The sequence below is a fragment of the Enterococcus lemanii genome, from assembly GCF_016909125.1.
Classification (GTDB): Bacteria; Bacillota; Bacilli; order Lactobacillales; family Enterococcaceae; genus Enterococcus_I; species Enterococcus_I lemanii.
This window is the reverse complement of record NZ_JAFBFD010000051.1, coordinates 1-16826: the sequence shown is the minus strand read 5'-3', so window position 1 is coordinate 16826 and position 16826 is coordinate 1. Positions and strand designations below refer to the sequence as shown.

Here is a 16826-nt window from a genome sequence, read left to right as displayed (position 1 = left end):
GATAAGTCATCCTTGATTCAGTATAAAGGACTTTTTTGCGTCTGGATAGTAATAATAGCAATTTTTAGTGTGAAAAAATCTTTGCACCACTAGTGGATTTTAATGTATGAAAAATCATAAGATCTCGTCTTTTCTCCCTTTTGTGGTAACAAGTTTGAGTCTTTTACTTTTAGTTGAAGGGCTCGTTCGTTTAGGTGCGGTTCCTGATTTTATTATTCCAAGCCCAACAAACGTTCTTGCGTTTTTATGGCAAAGTGATCGCACGTTATTTACCCAGCATTTACGAGTGACTTTGTGGGAAACGATGTTAGGCTTCTTTTTTGCTTTCGTAATGGGATGCGTATTGGCTATTTGTATGTACCAATCCCCCATTTTTGAAAAAATATTTTATCCTTTTGCCTTATTCTCTCAAACCATTCCAACAATCGCTTTAGCCCCTATTTTCATTTTATGGTTTGGGTATAGCATATGGAGTAAAGTTGCCTTATCTTGCCTAATTGCTTTTTTTCCGATTACGATTGGTTTGTTTGATGGTCTGAAAAGCACACCACAAGAAGCATTGGAATTATTCGATTCACTAGGAGCTTCTAAATGGCAACGACTCAGGCATCTTAGTTTGCCGCATGCTTTGCCACAACTATTATCAAATATTAAATTAGCCATTATTTATGCTTTAGTAGGCGCTAGTATTGGCGAATGGATGGGTGCGTCAGAAGGTTTAGGTTACTATAGTCGCCGCATGTCAGGCAATTTGAATGCCAATGGTGTTTTTGCTGCGATTAGTCTGTTGTCATTATTAGGGATGGTACTCTTTTTGTTCGTCAGTTTATTTGAAAGATATTTGCTACCTTGGAATCAAGAAGCAAAAAAGAAAGGAAAATGAAAATGAAAACGAAAAAGAAATGGGGCTTCATTTTTTTACTGATTGCACTTAGTTTGACAACTGTTTTTCTTTTAACCGGTGGCAAAACAAGTGAAAAAAATGAAAAGACCACGTTGCGTCTGATGTTGGACTGGTATCCTAATGCTGTGCATACTTTTATTTATGTGGCGCAAGAAAAAGGTTATTTTGCGGAAGAAGGGTTAGATGTCGTCATCGAAATGCCATCTGATGTCAACGATCCTTTACGCTTGGCAGCTGCCGGGAAAGTCGATTTGGCAATTAATTATCAAAACCAATTAATTTTATCAAAAGAAGAAGGAATTCCTGTAAAAGGAATCTATTCAATTGTTCAAAAACCATTAGGCGAATTAATGGTAAAACAAGAAAGTGGCATTCATCGGCCGAAAGATTTAATGGGGAAAACCGTTGGCCTAGGGACGTCCATGGTTCCAGAAGCTATCGTTCGTGCAATGGTTGAAAAAGACGGCGGTGACCCCGAACAAGTTCACTTTATTGATGTCGGTTATGACTTAATCCCTGCTTTAGCAACGGATCGTGTGGACGCATTGATGGGTGCTTATATTAATCATGAACAACTATTACTTGAAAAAGAAGGCTATCGAATTACGACAATTCTTAAAGAAGATTATGCAGTTCCAAATGATTTAGAATTAATTTTTGTTGCTGGTGAAAGCACCATTACTAAGAAACAAGCGGACTTGAAGAAATTTTTACGAGCGGTTACCAAAGGACAACAAGACGTAGTCGCCAATCCTACCAGTAGTCTGCAAATTTTGCTAGATCACCAAAACAAAGAAAGCGCACTCGACCCAACAATCGAACAACAAAGTTTAGCCAAATTGCTGCCATTAATGGGGGATACAGCAAGTCCATTTGGTACACAAAAAAAAGAACAATATCAAGAAGTCATTGATTGGATGCGACAAGTTGGGATTTTGTCAAGTGACCTAAATGCAAATGACGTATTTGTTCAACTAAATTTAGAGTAAAAAGGAGAAATAAATAATGACCTTTACCCAATATTTACACGAAATAACAAAAGAGATTTGGCGTGACAGTAAGTACCATCCTTTTGTTCAAGAATTAGTGACAGGGAAGTTGCCTATTGAAATCTTTCGTTTTTATTTGATTCAAGATACCTATTATTTGCATCATTTTGCCAAAGCTCATCAAGAAATTATTGATAGAACGGATAACCAAAGAATCATTCAAAGCCAACAATTTTGTAAAGCCGGATTAGAAGCCTCAGAATTAACCATCCGGAATGATTTTTTTAAACAATTAAACCTGACAAAAACCGAACGCGAAAAGACTCCAATTGCGCCAACTGCCTACAATTACGTCAGTCATATTTATCGTCAGTTTCTGGATGGTAGTTTGGCTAGTGCTTTAAGTTCATTGCTCCCTTGCTATTGGTTGTATTATGAAATTGGCGAAACCTTTGCAACCAAAACTTCACCTGTTCCAATCTATCAAGCTTTTTTGGACACTTATCATAGTGATGGTTTCAAGCAAGTCTTAGATGAGCTGATTCAACTTGTAGATGAACTGGCCGATCACGCCTCTCTTGAAGAACGAAAGCAAATGGAAGAAGCATTTGTCCGCAGTAGTTATTATGAATTGAACTTTTGGGAGATGTCGTATACGAAGGAGGGGTGGTGAGTAAGTGTTAGAAAATCAAAAAAGTCATTCAGCTGAACAAATGAAAATAATTGAAAAAGTTTGGGCGGAAATGGAGAATAATCAAGAATTGCTAATAGAAATTATGCGAACGTTGGTTCAGTTTGAAACGGTCAGTCCACCGGCTAGAAACACAATCGCTGCACAAGAGTGGGTGGCGCTTTTTTTACAAGAATGTGGATTTATCACGGAAAGTATACCATTTTATAAAGGAGATTGTTTGTTAGTTGGAAAGCGAAAGGGAAAGAATAATCTAGCATATCATAATTTAATTCTAAATGGGCATATGGATGTTGCCACTATAGGAGATCGTGCAAATTGGCAAACGTCACCCTTTCATTTAACCTTTAATGAGGGGCGCTTATACGGGCGAGGGACGAGTGATATGAAAGCGGCCATCGCGAGTAACTTATGGCTATTTAAAATTTTTCATGAAATGGGCATCCAGTTAAACGGCGAGGTGCAATTTCAATCTGTTGTGGGAGAAGAGGCCGGCGAGGCAGGGACACGTACGTTGCTAGAGAACGGCTACAAGGCTGATTTTGCCATTGTAAACGATACGACAAACTTAGCAATTCAAGGACAAGGCGGCTGTGTAACAGGGTGGATTACGGTTAAAAGCCCAGCAGTTTATCATGATGGGAATCGAAGGCAAATGATTCATGCCGGAGGGGGGCTTTTTGCAGCGAGTGCGATTGAAAAGATGATGCCGATTATCGAAGGTTTACAAAAATTAGAGCGACATTGGGCGGTAACAAAGAAATATCCAGGTTTCCCTGACGGTGCAACCACAATTAACCCTGCCTATATTCAAGGTGGAACGAACCCGGCTTTTATCGCAGGAGAATGCCATTTATGGATAACGGTTCATTTTTATCCAAATGAATCACTAGAAGAAGTGCAAAAAGAAATTGAAAATCAAGTTCAAGCAGTTTGTGCAAGTGACCCATGGTTAAAAGAACATCAACCAATGATTCGTTGGGGTGGGCGTTCCATGATTGAAGAACAAGGGGAAATTTTTCCGCCGCTTGAATTAGACGAACAACATACGGCTTTTCAATTGTTAAATAATTGTCATCATCAAGTAACGCAAAAAAATCCAATAGTGGAGATGTCTCCATCAGTCAATGATTCGGGATGGTTTTCTTATTTTGGTATTCCAGCGATTAGTTATGGACCTGGTGAGCTAACGCAAGCACATTCTAACGATGAAAGTGTTGCTTTAGCAGATGTTTTAACCTTTGCAAAAACAATGGCAGCGTTTATTATTCAGTGGTGTAATCAAAAGAGAGAAGAGGAATAATACGGTAAAAATTATAAATAAAAACATCCGAGTGATATTGAGAATTTGAATTATTCATCAAATATTACCCGGATGTTTTTATTTGTACATTCTATTAATCAATACTTATCGCTCATTATTTTTCTCTTACATAAACTGTTTCAAGACTTCTTCTAATTGTGGTTTCATTCGCACGCCAATCAAGCGATCGACTGGGCGACCGTCTTTAAAAATCATCATCGTCGGGATACTTTGGATGCCATAACGAACGGCTAATTCGCCTTCTTCATCGACGTTAATTTTGCTGATTTGTAAAATATCATCACTATATTCCTTGTCCAATTCTTCTAAGATTGGTGTTTGCATGCGACATGGACCACACCAAGGTGCCCAAAAATCGACTAAGTGTAAGCCGCTAGCAACGGTTTGATCAAAAGTACTATTGGTTAAGTTTTTCATGAATGTTTTCCTCCTAATAAAATTAAATTATTCTAAAGCGCCAGGCCAACCACCAGTACCGCCTAAAACGTTGGTGACGTCATAGCCTTTGCCACCTAAAAATTGGCAAGCAGTGGCAGAACGACCACCCGATTGACAAATAATGTAATAAGGTTTTGTTTGGTCAAGTTCATCAAAACGGTCGGCTAATTGACTTAAAGGGATATTTTTTGCATTTGGGACATGGCCAGCTGCAAATTCATCGATTTCGCGAACATCGATAATTGGTAAAGTTTGACGTTTCGCGTCTTGGTAAAACTCGGGCATTCCTACAGATTTAAACATATTCTAATTCCTCCGGTCTAACAGCGTGATAAAGTGAAAAGGCGCCGTCTAAGTTTGCAGCTTTAAAGCCTGCTTGTTTTAAAATGCGTTCCGCAACATAACTTCTTAAACCACTGTGACAGCTCACAATGTATTCTTTTTCAGCATCGAGTTCATGGATGCGACAACGTAAATCATTTAAAGGAATATGGACACTGTCTTTAAAGCGGCCTTGTGAAAGTTCACTATCGTTTCGAACATCAAGCAAAACTTTGCCTGTTGCTAGTTCATCTTGTAGTTCATGCCACTGCACGGAATCGCTTAAACCTTCAACGATGTTTAAAGCGACATAGCCAAGCATATTCACCGGGTCTTTGGCTGAACCAAATGGTGGGGCATAAGTAAATTCTAATTCTGGTAAGTCAAAGATCGTTAAGTCACCTTTAATCGCGGTTGCTAAAATATCGATTCGTTTGTCAATGCCTTTTGGCCCAACACCTTGCGCGCCATAAATTTTACCATTTTCTGGGTTGAAAACGAGTTTTAAAGTCACATCGGTTGCGCCTGGGTAATAACCGGCATGGTCTTTACCAGAAGTGTGGACCACTTGAACGGGTAGGCCAGCTTGACGTACCAAGCGTTCGGTTAAACCAGTGGAAGCAGCTGATAAATTGAAAGTACGAACAATTGCTGTGCCAATACTCCCTTTATTTAAACGTTTCATACCAGAAATAACGTCAGCTACTTGACGGCCTTGGCGATTGGCTGGTGAAGCCAGTGAAATTAAGGCATCTTCGCCAGTAATTTGGTTTTTTACGACAATGGCATCACCAACAGCATAAATATCTTTTTGGTTTGTTTCATAATTTTCATCAACTAAAATACCACCACGTAAGCCAAGTTCAATACCGGCTTCTTTGGCCAAAGTATTTTCTGGTGTCACGCCAACAGATAAGATGGTTAAGTCAGAAGCAAGTTCGCTGCCGTCTTCTAAAACAATCGTCTGTCCAGCGTCTTTGAAAGCGGTCGCCGATTGTGACGTGATCACTTTTACGCCATTTCTTTCCAGTTCATTTTTAACGAAAGCAGCCATTTCTTCATCAAGTGGTGGTAAGACGTGCGGTGCTTTTTCAACAATGGTAACTTCCAAGCCTTTTAAGTGTAAGTTTTCGGCCATTTCTAAACCGATGAAGCCTGCACCAATCACTACCGCTTTTTGTGGATTTTTATTTTCAATGGTGGCCATAATTTTATCTAAATCAGGCACATTTCTTAAGCTAAAGGCATTTGTCGCTTCTTTTAAGCCTTCAATTGGAGGAATAAAAGGTTTTGCGCCGGGTGATAAAATTAAATGGTCGTAGCTTTCAGTTAATGTTTCGCCATTGTGAACAACCGTGACGGTTTTTTCAGTTGGAGAAATCGCCACGACTTCGTGATTCGGACGGACATCTAAATTAAAGCGAGCACGTAAAGCTTCTGGTGTTTGGACAAGCAAGCTTTCTCTTTCAGCGATTTCACCAGATACATAATAAGGGAGTCCGCAGTTGGCAAAAGAGACAAACGGTCCTTTTTCAAAAATAATAATTTCAGCTTCTTCTTTTAAACGGCGTAAACGGGTTGCAGCTGACATCCCACCTGCGACGCCTCCAATAATAATTGTTTTCATCTGTTATTTTCCTCCTCGAGTTTTTCCAGTCCACTGGCTCATTCCGCCACGGACATTAATGACATTATACCCCATTTTCTTCAATTGTTTGGCAGCGTTTTTACTGCGCATCCCTGATTGACAAATGACGTAAACGGGTTCTGTGTTTTTTCCTTTATAAGTTGTAATTTTGTTTAATGGAACATTATTTGCTTTTTGAATATGCCCGCCGCGGTATTCTCCGGGGCTTCGGACATCTAAAAGAGTGATTTTTTGCGTAGATAACAATGATTCCAGCTCTTTTGTTGAAATCGAAGGAACCGATTTAAATAATCCAAACATAGTGAATCTCCTTTTTCGTTTTATACCTTACGGGGTATATTAAACATTGTTTTGAATGGTTTGTCAAGTCGATTGCTTTGAAAAAAATAAATAAAAAAGATTGACTAAGATACCCTTGTAAGGTATATTTCTTTTTTGAAGGGAGTTTGATTTTATCATGGCTAAAAAAATATTAATTATCGGAGGCGTCGCAGGTGGGGCAACGGCTGCTACTCGTTTACGTCGTTTAAGTGAAGAAGATCAAATTATTTTATTTGAAAAAGGCGAATATATCTCATTTGCGAATTGTGGTTTACCTTATCATATTGGCGGTGTGATTAAAGATAGAGAAAATTTACTACTACAAACGGTTGAAGGGATGGAAAAGCAATATAATCTCGACATTCGGAACTTTTCAGAAGTGACTAAAATTGATTCTGAAAATAAAACAGTGACGGTTTATCATCATCAAACGAAACAATCTTATGAAGAAAGTTTCGATCAACTGATTCTTTCAACGGGGGCAAAAGCGATTACGCCGCCGATTGCTGGATTGCAAGAAGCAAGTAATGTTTTTAGTTTACGAAATATACCTGACATGGATTTAATTAAAGACTATATCGCTAAAAATCAAGTCAAGACGGCAACCGTGATTGGTGGCGGTTTTATTGGTCTGGAAATGATGGAAAACTTGCGCGAGTTGGATATTCAAGTGCAATTAGTTGAAATGGCGCCTCAAGTCATGCCAAACGTTGATTTTGAAATGGCGCAACAAATTCACCAACAAATGAATTTACACGGTGTCAATTTAATTTTAAATGACGGCTTAAAAGAATTTCAAGAAGCTGGCAAACGCCTCGTTTTAACCAGTGGCAAAATCTTACAGTCAGATTTAACCATTTTATCAATTGGGGTGACGCCAGAAAACGCCTTAGCAAAAGAAGCCGGTCTCGAACTTGGTTTTCGTGGCGGGATTAAAGTGGATACAAAATTTCAAACAAGTGCCAAAGACATCTATGCAATTGGTGATGTGATTGAAGTACCTGATTTTGTGACAAAAGAAGCAACGAATATTCCGCTTGCTTGGCCAGCGAACCGCCAAGGCCGTTTAGTGGCAGATGTGATAAATGGGTTGGCGATTGATTATCCAGGGACAATGGGCACATCGGTTGCGAAAGTCTTTGAGTTAACGATTGCGGCGACGGGGAATACGGAACGTTTGTTAAAACAAAAAGGCATTGCGTACCACGTTGTTCACGTGCATCCCAATTCACACGCGGGTTACTATCCAGGTGCCAGCCCGATTCATTTAAAACTATTATTTGGTCAAGATGGCAAAATTTTAGGGGCACAAGCGATTGGGATTGAAGGGGTTGAAAAACGGATTGACGTGATTGCCACAGCGATGCGTTTTGGTGGGAAAGCGGCAGATTTGGCGAGTGTCGAACTGTCATACGCCCCACCGTATTCTAGTGCCAAAGATCCGGTCAATATGTTAGGGTATACGGCCGATAATTTGCTACAAGGCAAAGTTCAAACAATTCAGTGGCATGAAGTCGATGCGCTATTAAAAGCAGACGCCTTTTTCCTCGATATTCGCGAAGAATTTGAATTAGCAACCGGACAGTTAGCAACAAGCGCCTGGATTCCATTGAACCAATTGCGTCAACGCTTAGTGGAACTGCCAAAAGATCAAACGATTTATGTTTACTGTCAAGTTGGTCAACGTGGGTATAATGCGGCTCGTTTATTAATGAGTCACGGGTTTGACGTACGCAATCTTGATGGTGGGTACAAAACGTATAAACAAGCTTACTATGAAGTGAAAACCATCTCATTAGTCACGCCAATTACCAAAACGAAAACGCCCGTTGTAGCTCAAGTTTCAGGAGCGCCGGTGATTGAAATTGATGCGTGTGGCTTACAATGTCCGGGACCGATTTTAAAAGTTAAACAAGAAGTCGACCGTATGGAAGTTGGTCAACGCCTAGCCGTTCAAGCCAGTGACTTTGGCTTTAGTGCAGATATTGCTGCTTGGTGTAAAAATACAGGAAACACCTTGCTTTCAAGTGAAATTAAAGACAACAAAGTCATTGCGCTGTTAGCCAAAGGGCAAGTCGATGACAACTTGATGCCAAGTGTGCCCGATATTGAAGAAGGCGTCTTAAAAGAAACCAAAGATGGCGCAACGATGGTTGTTTTTAGTGGCGATATGGATAAAGTCTTAGCTTCAATGATTATTGCTTCAGGGGCAGCTGCGATGGGCAAACAAGTCACGATTTTCTTTACGTTCTGGGGCTTAAGTGCTTTGAAGAAACAAAAAATCAAAAAAGGCGGCATGGCTAAAATGTTTGACCTGATGTTGCCAAAAGGCGCGGCGTCAATGCCAATTTCCGCAATGAACATGGGTGGTTTAGGGGCGAAAATGATGAAATACATCATGAAAGAAAAAAATGTCGATTCTTTACCAGTGATGATCGAAAAAGCCAATGAACTCGGTGTGAAATTTGTCGCTTGTACGATGAGTATGGATATCATGGGCATTGAAAAATCAGAACTATATGACTTTGTTGAATACGGCGGCGTGGCAACTTATTTAGGTGATAGCGAAGCAGCAAACTTGAATCTATTTATCTAACCAAGGTAGAATAAAACAAGAAAGAGTAGGTGGGAAAATGGAATTAGAAAATAAAAAAGTCATTCATCGCTTACGTCGAGCAGAAGGGCAGTTGCGTGGCATTCAGAAAATGATTGAAGAAGAACAAGAATGTATGGATGTGATTACGCAACTTTCAGCGGTTCGTTCTAGTATTGATCGGGTAATGGGAATGATTATGGCCGAAAACCTTAAAAACTGCTTTATTGATCCAGAGGCAGATCCAGCTGCGCAAACGAAAAAATTGGAACAAGCCATTAATATGATTATTAAGAAATGAGGGAGAACGGATGAAAGTTGTTTTTCATTTAAGTGAGCTTGAAAAGTGGTCGATGGCTCAAGGCAATATCAAAAACTTATTAGCCATTGACGCAACAATTGAAGTTGTTTTGCTTGTCAATGGTCCGGCGATTAAAGGGTATTTTGAAACGGAACAACGGTCGTTCATTAAAGCAACACCGGTAAAACTATGGGCCTGTCGGAATGCATTAAGAGGCAATCACTTAGATGAAGAAGCACTTTCAAAAAAAATCACGGTCGTACCTGCAGGTGTTTACGCATTAGTGGAACTCCAAACACAAGGTTATAGTTATATTAAAGTTTAAAAGAAAAACTGAATAGGCATTAAAACCACTCAACTTATGTTATGATGGAAACATTATATTTAAGGGAGAAGGATTTTATGCGAGTACCAATACTGTATGAAGACAATCATCTTTTATTGGTCGAAAAACCGGTCAACATTCCGGTACAAGAAGATAATAGCCGTGATTTAGATTTACTAAATTTATTAAAAAATGAAATCAAAAAACGCGATAAAAAACCAGGCAACGTTTATTTAGGCTTGGTTCATCGCTTGGACCGTCCCGTGGGTGGTGCCATGGTCTTTGCGAAAACCTCAAAGGCTGCTGCACGATTATCAGATATGATGCGGCGCCAAGTGATTGAACGCAAATATTGGGCCGTCGTTCATGGTGTCCCGAAGCAAAAAGAACAAAAGCTAACCCATCATCTATTGAAAAACAGTCGTAAAAACCAAGTGTCCGTCGTACCAAGTACTCATCCTGAAGGGAAGAAAGCCGTCTTAAATTACCGTGTGTTAGCGAGCCAAAATGGCTTAAGTTTACTTGAAGTGACACTCGAAACCGGGCGGCCACACCAAATTCGTGTCCAGCTATCGGCGCTGGGGCATCCGCTTTTTGGCGATCAAAAATATGGAGCAAAATTGAATAAAGTCGGTCAACAAATCGCACTTTGGGCATGCGCATTGCAATTAGAGCATCCGACAAAAAAAGAGCCCGTGACCGTTTTTTCACAGCCACCTAAGGCTTATCCATGGCACTTGTGGGCGCTCGAATCATTCAAATAATTACTCACCCCACCCCTTACAAAGGCAGACTTGCCGTAAGGAGGTGGGGTGTTTTTTTGAATAGTCATTCAAGGGAGGGCTACTTATTTGGTAGCAAATCATCGTTGAATGCGTAAGCGTTTAGCAAGACTCTTCTAGTGCTTCGTCTACGAATCCATTAAGAACAATATTGAATGGTTTAATTTTTTTAGAAGGAGTGCTATTATGATTGTGAAAACGCCATTATTTTCAATCATTTCGGTAATTCAAAAAGTTCTATGAAAACTTATGGAAAAAATACCTTAGATGATAATTATCAGAAATTTGCCCGAATCGCACTTGACAATCCTAGAAAATGACTTGCCTCTTTTGTGAGGGCGACCAAGATGTACGGAAAAATGCAGCACAAAGCTCACCCTTGTCCAACCAGTGTAAGTCATTTTTACGGAAGGTCAAGTGTGCGCTACGCCGATTCTAGTAGAGGGCTCCCGATACCGAAAGCTTAAGAAGCGGCGTGTTGGGCGATAAGAAAGTCTTCTGATAATTGTAAAAGTCTTAACCATTTCTGAGGCATATCCTGGCAAACGTGTAGCTCTGGAAGCTGAACGGGCACTTGTCCTTTCTCTAATGCAGAATGTGGGCGCAAAAAATTAAAGTATGTGGAAAATAAAACTACTTGTGCAATTGCTCCTGAATCAGAACCAAAACCACCTAAGGGTTTGTAATTGCCTTTGAATGTGCGGTTTAAGCGTTCGATAATTTGTTTCAACGGACGATATTCTTTGGACACTTTGTCCTCGTTTGTTAGACCAATAACCTGGGTCACATCGAAGTGAATGTCATTTTTTGCGTAAAAAATCTGCGCCAACTTATAAATCGGATTGCCGTCAACGATTAAATTGAGATTTTCAGGAATCTCATCAAAGTGCTTAATCACATCGTAAAAGGCTTTGATTGCCGTTAAGGTGTCACGTGTTGGACTATAACGATGCGAGAGAATGATTTTCTTTTGGGCATCAAAAAAGAAGTAAATATAATGCCATTTTCCTAGGACGCGAATGTAGGATTCATCCCCACAGAACTGATCTGACAATTCATAAGGAAAATAATCTGTAAAAGGACGAACCAAAGAAGCCACGGAACGAGCGTAGTTGCGAACTGTTTGACCTGAAATTTTCACCTGATGCACATCGTACATTAAAGCCGCTGTTTTTTCGGCAGACAGGCCATAATTTACATTGTAGGTCAAGATTAAACCTAACACGCGTGGGGAGCTATAAATTTTGGACAGATTCACCACGGTGTCAATCTTAGAATCCTGAGCGAGTTCGTTCATTGACAGCTCAAATTGACGGTAGATATAGTGCATTTTAAACGCAGAGGGTTCTTGTTCAAAGCGGATCTTCTCTTTTTCAGATAAAGAAGAGACGCGTTTCTTGTAGTATGAGCAGTCATCGTTTCTACATTTGTAAATGGTAAATCCTTTTCGATGTTTGATTTTTTCCAAGGCTTTTTCGCAATGAGGGCAACGTAAAAGGAGTTCTTTCTGAAATTTATTTATATGATTGAAGTTGGTCTGACAGATTTTGCACTGAAATTGTCCTTTGCCACCATTGTTATTGTATAAGTAGTCGTGAGGTGCTTGACACTTTGGACAGAGGATATCCTTAGGAACAGCAAGCGAATTTTTTCTTCGTTGGACAGGCTTGATTGCTTTTCCAGTCTGATCAAGATGTTGTTGGAGTAATAAGCGATAGTCTAGCTTTTCTAATTCGACAACGGTAGGTAAATCATCAACCACCAGTTTTTGATAATCTAACGAATCGATAGAAGTAACATGAGGCTTTTTAGAATAAGCAGTCAGTTTGGCGAGTTGAGCCAATAAAAAAAGAATAAATGTTGTTTGGGTATTGATTATTTGAATGAATTGAGTTAATAATGAAGTGAGCACTTGACCTCTTCCTTTCTTTGGAGAATTTGTTGGTGGTACTTCAAATTTTAACCATTTTTAAGGGAGGGGAAGTGTTTTTTTGTCGTATTCCTTGATAAATCAACGATTAATGCATAAAAACAAACAATTTTTAGATAAAGTTTTTGAATTAACAAATCAGTGATGGATGGCGCGCGTATGATTCAAGAAGGAACCGTTGTAACGGCAATGTGTCGAAACGGTTATGAATTTGGTATCCGCATTGCTGGGATGGGCGATCAGTGGTTTACAGGGCCGGTTAACACACCAAAAGGCTTGTACTTCTCTGGGTTCTCAGAAGCGGACGCGGCACCAGATATGGGAGACAGTGCGATTACTGAAACATATGGTGTTGGTGGGATGGCGATGATTGCTGCCCCGGCCGTGACGCGTTTCGTTGGTTCAGACGGTTTCTATGACGCGCTTCAAACAAGTGAAGAAATGACGGAAATTACGTTAGACCATAACCCGAATTTCCCAGTACCAACTTGGGATTTCCAAGGAATTACGATCGGAATTGATGCACGTAAAGTTGTTGAAACGGGCATTTTACCAGTGATTAACACTGGGATTGCAAATAAAAAAGCTGGTCTTGGCCAAATTGGAGCAGGAACAGTGACACCGCCAATCGAGTGTTTTGAAAAAGCGGTATTAGCTTACGCAGAAAAATTAGGATTTAAGGGATAAAAAAATGACACTCTTACAAGCAAAAGCAGACCAATACTTGATTCAACAAAAGCCAACACAGTGGTTTTTACATAGCATCTATCAAATGACCTTCAACTTAACCAATGAGTCAAACAATCAATTGATTTTGGTTGCACGAGAAAATGCCCTTATTTGCCAGGTGGAATTTATTTACCAACGCCTTTATTTGAGCAAATTTATCAAGGGATAGAACAACTGCAATGGGCTCGCTTGGAGGAAGATTGGTTGCGTTTTAAGATAGGGGAAAAGGATGTGCAGGTACAATTAGTGCCTGCGTATAATCCGAGTCTACCTCAAGAGGCGTCTGCTTTGCTTGGTAAGAGGATTTTTTGAAAAAAATTCAAAGTCTATAACAAAAAACAGGTTTTGAAATCCCACTAAGTTCTTTTGCAAAAAAAGCACCAACGACTTTAGCCAAACAGAGTGCTAGTTTATTTAGTGAAAATCAAAGCGAAAAACAAGCGAGTCTCAATTACTTTCTTGGTCGCGGACCGGGGCTTACCCCCTCGGGTGATGACTTTTTACTAGGTTGGCTATTTATAAATCAATTGGTTTTTGGTTCGACCAAAAATGATCAATTGATACTGGAAAAAGCACAAAGTCTGTACTACACAACGGATGTCAGTCGGCACTATTTGTATCAAGCATCTAAAAAGAGATATAGTCAGAACTTATTTTATTTAGCCGAATTTTTAAAGGAAGCACCGACCGGTTTTTTAATCGACGACTTGCTTGAACAACTGCTAAACTATGGTCATAGTTCTGGAGCGGACACGCTGGCAGGAATTGCCGCAGCATTAATTGAAATGGAAAGGGAGAATTGAAAATGGCAAAACGAGTAGTACTTGCTCTTGGAGGAAATGCAATTTTGCGTCCTCAACAAGAAGCAACGGTGGAAGTGCAATTAGAAAATATAAAAACAAGTGCGGAACAAGTGGCACGAATTGAGGCATTAAATTATGAAGTCGTGTTAACGCACGGAAATGGGCCGCAAGTTGGGAACATTTTACTGCAAAACGAACTCGCAAAAGATGAAGTACCACCTTTTCCGCTAGATGTATGTAATGCGGAATCACAAGGTTTTATTGGCTATATGTTAGAACAAAGCATCAAAAATTGTTTGCACAAAAATGATTCGACTTCAAATGTGGTCACGCTTTTAACCCAAGTTGAAGTCGACCGCAAGGATGAAGCTTTTAACAATCCTAACAAACCAATTGGCGTCTTTTTTACAAAAGAAGAAGCAGAGCAATTGGAAAAAGAAAAAGGTTGGACAATGATGGAAGATGCAGGGCGTGGCTATCGTCGTTGTGTTGCTTCCCCTCATCCGCAAATGATTCATGGGGTAGACGCAATGGCGCACTTACTTTCGCAAAATATTATTGTGATTGCTGGCGGTGGTGGCGGGATTCCTGTTGCACGCGACCAAGAAGGCAATTTAAATGGTGTGGAAGCTGTGATCGATAAAGACCGTACGGGTAAAAAATTGGCGGAGTTAGTCGATGCGGATGTCTTTATGATGTTAACGGATGTACCAAACGTTTATATTCATTATGGCAAACCAGACCAAAAGAAATTAGAAGAATTATCGATTGAAGAAGCACAACGCTACATGGATGAAGGGCACTTTGCTGACGGAAGCATGGGGCCGAAAATGCAGTCAGCGATTGACTTTGCGAAAAAAGGCCGCACAGCCATTATTTGTGCACTTGATGAAGCCGACTTAGCCCTTCAAGGTAAAGCGGGAACGCGTATTGTCGGTTAATGATTTTAAAAAGCAATCAATCAAAATGAATTGATTGCTTTTTTTAAATAAAAGATTTAAATGGAGTAAAGCAATCAATAGTTTAAAATAGTACTTTATTTATTTGTTACCATATTTTTGCTTTTTCTTAATAGGAACTGAATGAGAAACATTCAATTAAAGGAGAGTAAAGTAAGTTGACAAATAAAAAGGGTTTTGAGTATTGGAAACAAATTGTCTTTGTTTTAACAGCTGGTTAGATCGTTATTTGGATTTACCGGACAGTTTTAACCCCAATTTATCCAATTATTAGTGACTATTTTGGTGGTGCGAGTGATTCGCAATTAGGAAGTATTTCCAGTTTTTATTTTTTAGGGTATGTAATGATGCAGATACCATCGGGGCTACTCGTTGACCGCTTTGGTAAGAAAGCAATTTTGCTTCCGGGCTTTATTCTTTTTGGCTTAGGAACATCCATTGTTGCAATGGCAAGTACACTAACGGTCTTATACGTAGGGAGTATTATGGCTGGTCTTGGCTGTGGAACGTTTTATGGGGGGCATATTCCTTAACGGCAGAATATGTGCCACGCGACAAACGGAGTCTAGCAACGGCAATTGTCAATAGTGGAACAGCTGTCGGAAGTGGCTTAGGTCTGGTTTCTTCTAGTTACTTTGTTGGTAAAGGCATCTTGCCATGGCATACATTAATTTGGATGACCGTGGGCTTAATTGCAATCATGACGGTTGTATTTTTCAAAGTAATTCGCAAGGAAAACCTCAAGCCTGTTGCGCATGAGACGACGAAAGTAACGAGTGTGCAACCAGAAGAAAAAAGATCGACTTTAAAAGCATTGTTCAGACCCCATGTGGTTGCGGCTTATGTTTTATACTTCTCAACATTATATACGTATTATTTAATTGATACGTGGGTACCTAACTTCTTAGAAACAGAACGTGGCATTGAGGGAACGGCAATTGGTTTAGTTTCTTCCCTTGTATTCTTTACTGCGATTCCTGGGGCACTTATTTTTAGCCGGATTGCGGATATGATTCCAAATAAGAAAGTATCGATTATTATTGGCTTAGAAATTATGGCGGCCGCAATGTTGTTATTTATGATTGAGACGACCAACCAAACACTTTTAGTCGTTGGAATTATGGCCTATGGATTCTTTGGTAAGTTAGCGGTTGAGCCAATTATTATTTCTTGGTTAAGTCAATTTGCACCAAGAAAGAGCATTGCCACAACGTATGGTGTGTTTAACTTCTTTGGGATGACGGCATCGGTCATTGTGCCATCATTGACTGGGAAAATTTCGGATGTGACGGGCTCAAAAGTGTATGCTTTTTATCTAGCTATCGGTATTATTTTAGTTGGAACTTTGTTCTTCTTCTTAGTTAACAAATTAGCAAAAGCGCCAGAAGAAGAGTTTGCTTAATAAAAATAGAATCAACGACTCGTTTTCGATTTTAGAAAAGAGTCGTTATTTTTTTATTAAGGAATTTTTCAGCATATTCTTTTTTTAGTCCTGCCCAGCCGCTTTTTTTATCCAGCGATTTTCAGGGTTAATTTTTAAACCAACAAGTTGATCAAAATCTGCACAAGTAAGTTGCGGGTAAATTTGTGAATTACTAAAACTTGAAACATCTAAAATCCAGCTAAACCATTGATTTAATTGAGTTTTGAACAATAAAAATAGCATAAATTTATCCAAATTGGTAAAATAGAATTGTCTAAAAACCATCTACCAAGGAGTGTTTATGCCATGTCAATTATAACATCAAACAACCAAGATAAAAATGAA

The 16826-nt window shown here is 39.5% G+C and carries 17 protein-coding genes and 2 pseudogenes; 13 read left to right on the top strand and 6 right to left on the bottom strand.

The genetic code is table 11. The features are described from left to right. Positions 1-106: 106 nt before the first annotated feature. The 4 genes from JOD14_RS12110 to JOD14_RS12095 are packed head-to-tail and all read left to right on the top strand — an operon-like array spanning position 107 to position 3887. On the top strand, positions 107-883 hold the full coding sequence (locus JOD14_RS12110; RefSeq protein WP_204655035.1) for an ABC transporter permease: 777 nt from the start codon (positions 107-109) through the stop codon (positions 881-883). Between the two features lie 2 nt (positions 884-885). Beyond that, a complete protein-coding gene (locus JOD14_RS12105; RefSeq protein WP_204655034.1) occupies positions 886-1893 on the top strand; it encodes an ABC transporter substrate-binding protein in 1008 nt (335 codons plus the stop codon). Between the two features lie 16 nt (positions 1894-1909). Further along, the gene (gene tenA / locus JOD14_RS12100; protein WP_204655033.1) at positions 1910-2566 is read left to right on the top strand and encodes a thiaminase II; all 657 of its coding nucleotides are present in this window, start codon (positions 1910-1912) and stop codon (positions 2564-2566) included. Positions 2567-2570: 4 nt separating this feature from the next. Further along, positions 2571-3887, top strand: a complete 1317-nt coding sequence (locus JOD14_RS12095) for an acetylornithine deacetylase (protein ID WP_338031697.1) — start codon at positions 2571-2573, stop codon at positions 3885-3887. A 126-nt stretch (positions 3888-4013) separates the two neighbouring features. Here JOD14_RS12095 and trxA read toward each other — a convergent pair whose 3' ends face one another. Genes trxA through JOD14_RS12075 form a run of 4 tightly spaced genes read right to left on the bottom strand, consistent with a single transcriptional unit; the run spans position 4014 to position 6615 of the window. Beyond that, positions 4014-4325: a thioredoxin gene (gene trxA / locus JOD14_RS12090; protein ID WP_204655032.1), complete on the bottom strand. Its 312-nt coding sequence runs from the start codon at positions 4323-4325 to the stop codon at positions 4014-4016. Between the two features lie 27 nt (positions 4326-4352). After that, positions 4353-4649, bottom strand: coding sequence for a rhodanese-like domain-containing protein (locus JOD14_RS12085; RefSeq protein WP_204655031.1), 297 nt, complete (start codon positions 4647-4649; stop codon positions 4353-4355). Further along, on the bottom strand, positions 4642-6294 hold the full coding sequence (locus tag JOD14_RS12080) for an FAD-dependent oxidoreductase (protein WP_204655030.1): 1653 nt from the start codon (positions 6292-6294) through the stop codon (positions 4642-4644). Before JOD14_RS12080 ends, JOD14_RS12085 begins: the two co-directional genes overlap by 8 nt. Positions 6295-6297: 3 nt before the next feature. Continuing rightward, positions 6298-6615 carry a rhodanese-like domain-containing protein gene (locus tag JOD14_RS12075; RefSeq protein ID WP_204655029.1) on the bottom strand — a complete coding sequence of 106 codons (318 nt, stop codon included), beginning with the start codon at positions 6613-6615 and terminating at the stop codon, positions 6298-6300. 157 nt (positions 6616-6772) lie between these two features. On the opposite strand from JOD14_RS12075, the gene JOD14_RS12070 reads away from it, so the two are divergent. The 4 genes from JOD14_RS12070 (at position 6773) to JOD14_RS12055 (ending at position 10619) form a co-directional block, all read left to right on the top strand. Continuing rightward, entirely contained in the window at positions 6773-9232 is a 2460-nt protein-coding gene (locus JOD14_RS12070; protein WP_204655028.1) for an FAD-dependent oxidoreductase, read from the top strand. Positions 9233-9269: 37 nt separating this feature from the next. Next, on the top strand, positions 9270-9530 hold the full coding sequence (locus JOD14_RS12065) for a metal-sensitive transcriptional regulator (RefSeq protein WP_204655027.1): 261 nt from the start codon (positions 9270-9272) through the stop codon (positions 9528-9530). Positions 9531-9540: 10 nt separating this feature from the next. Beyond that, positions 9541-9855 (top strand): DsrE family protein, encoded by a 315-nt coding sequence (locus JOD14_RS12060; protein WP_204655026.1) that lies wholly within the window; start codon positions 9541-9543, stop codon positions 9853-9855. A gap of 77 nt (positions 9856-9932) precedes the next feature. Further along, positions 9933-10619, top strand: coding sequence for an RluA family pseudouridine synthase (locus JOD14_RS12055; protein ID WP_204655025.1), 687 nt, complete (start codon positions 9933-9935; stop codon positions 10617-10619). A gap of 481 nt (positions 10620-11100) precedes the next feature. Here the strand turns inward: JOD14_RS12055 and JOD14_RS13580 are convergent, their stop codons facing one another. Further along, entirely contained in the window at positions 11101-12549 is a 1449-nt protein-coding gene (locus JOD14_RS13580; protein WP_338031696.1) for a DDE-type integrase/transposase/recombinase, read from the bottom strand. A gap of 153 nt (positions 12550-12702) precedes the next feature. On the opposite strand from JOD14_RS13580, the pseudogene JOD14_RS12045 reads away from it, so the two are divergent. The 5 genes and pseudogenes from JOD14_RS12045 to JOD14_RS12025 all read left to right on the top strand — a co-directional run. Beyond that, positions 12703-13254, top strand: a pseudogene (locus tag JOD14_RS12045) (oxamate carbamoyltransferase subunit AllG family protein); the annotation flags it as partial. Between the two features lie 4 nt (positions 13255-13258). Then, positions 13259-13465: a hypothetical protein gene (locus tag JOD14_RS12040; protein ID WP_204655024.1), complete on the top strand. Its 207-nt coding sequence runs from the start codon at positions 13259-13261 to the stop codon at positions 13463-13465. Positions 13466-13646: 181 nt separating this feature from the next. After that, on the top strand, positions 13647-14099 hold the full coding sequence (locus JOD14_RS13300; RefSeq protein WP_204655036.1) for an oxamate carbamoyltransferase subunit AllH family protein: 453 nt from the start codon (positions 13647-13649) through the stop codon (positions 14097-14099). Between the two features lie 2 nt (positions 14100-14101). After that, a complete protein-coding gene (gene arcC / locus JOD14_RS12030; RefSeq protein WP_204655023.1) occupies positions 14102-15040 on the top strand; it encodes a carbamate kinase in 939 nt (312 codons plus the stop codon). Between the two features lie 239 nt (positions 15041-15279). Then, positions 15280-16460 (top strand): annotated as a pseudogene (locus tag JOD14_RS12025) (MFS transporter). 84 nt (positions 16461-16544) lie between these two features. Here the strand turns inward: JOD14_RS12025 and JOD14_RS12020 are convergent. Then, entirely contained in the window at positions 16545-16724 is a 180-nt protein-coding gene (locus JOD14_RS12020) for a hypothetical protein (protein ID WP_204655022.1), read from the bottom strand. Between the last annotated feature and the right edge of the window lie 102 nt (positions 16725-16826).

Coding starts and splice junctions, on each gene's coding strand:
- JOD14_RS12110 (WP_204655035.1), top strand. CDS start 107: ATGAAAAATCATAAGATCTCGTCTTTTCTCCCTTTTGTGGTAACAAGT.
- JOD14_RS12105 (WP_204655034.1), top strand. CDS start 886: ATGAAAACGAAAAAGAAATGGGGCTTCATTTTTTTACTGATTGCACTT.
- tenA (WP_204655033.1), top strand. CDS start 1,910: ATGACCTTTACCCAATATTTACACGAAATAACAAAAGAGATTTGGCGT.
- trxA (WP_204655032.1), bottom strand. CDS start 4,325: ATGAAAAACTTAACCAATAGTACTTTTGATCAAACCGTTGCTAGCGGC.
- JOD14_RS12085 (WP_204655031.1), bottom strand. CDS start 4,649: ATGTTTAAATCTGTAGGAATGCCCGAGTTTTACCAAGACGCGAAACGT.
- JOD14_RS12080 (WP_204655030.1), bottom strand. CDS start 6,294: ATGAAAACAATTATTATTGGAGGCGTCGCAGGTGGGATGTCAGCTGCA.
- JOD14_RS12075 (WP_204655029.1), bottom strand. CDS start 6,615: ATGTTTGGATTATTTAAATCGGTTCCTTCGATTTCAACAAAAGAGCTG.
- JOD14_RS12070 (WP_204655028.1), top strand. CDS start 6,773: ATGGCTAAAAAAATATTAATTATCGGAGGCGTCGCAGGTGGGGCAACG.
- JOD14_RS12065 (WP_204655027.1), top strand. CDS start 9,270: ATGGAATTAGAAAATAAAAAAGTCATTCATCGCTTACGTCGAGCAGAA.
- JOD14_RS12060 (WP_204655026.1), top strand. CDS start 9,541: ATGAAAGTTGTTTTTCATTTAAGTGAGCTTGAAAAGTGGTCGATGGCT.
- JOD14_RS12055 (WP_204655025.1), top strand. CDS start 9,933: ATGCGAGTACCAATACTGTATGAAGACAATCATCTTTTATTGGTCGAA.
- JOD14_RS12040 (WP_204655024.1), top strand. CDS start 13,259: ATGACACTCTTACAAGCAAAAGCAGACCAATACTTGATTCAACAAAAG.
- arcC (WP_204655023.1), top strand. CDS start 14,102: ATGGCAAAACGAGTAGTACTTGCTCTTGGAGGAAATGCAATTTTGCGT.
- JOD14_RS12020 (WP_204655022.1), bottom strand. CDS start 16,724: ATGCTATTTTTATTGTTCAAAACTCAATTAAATCAATGGTTTAGCTGG.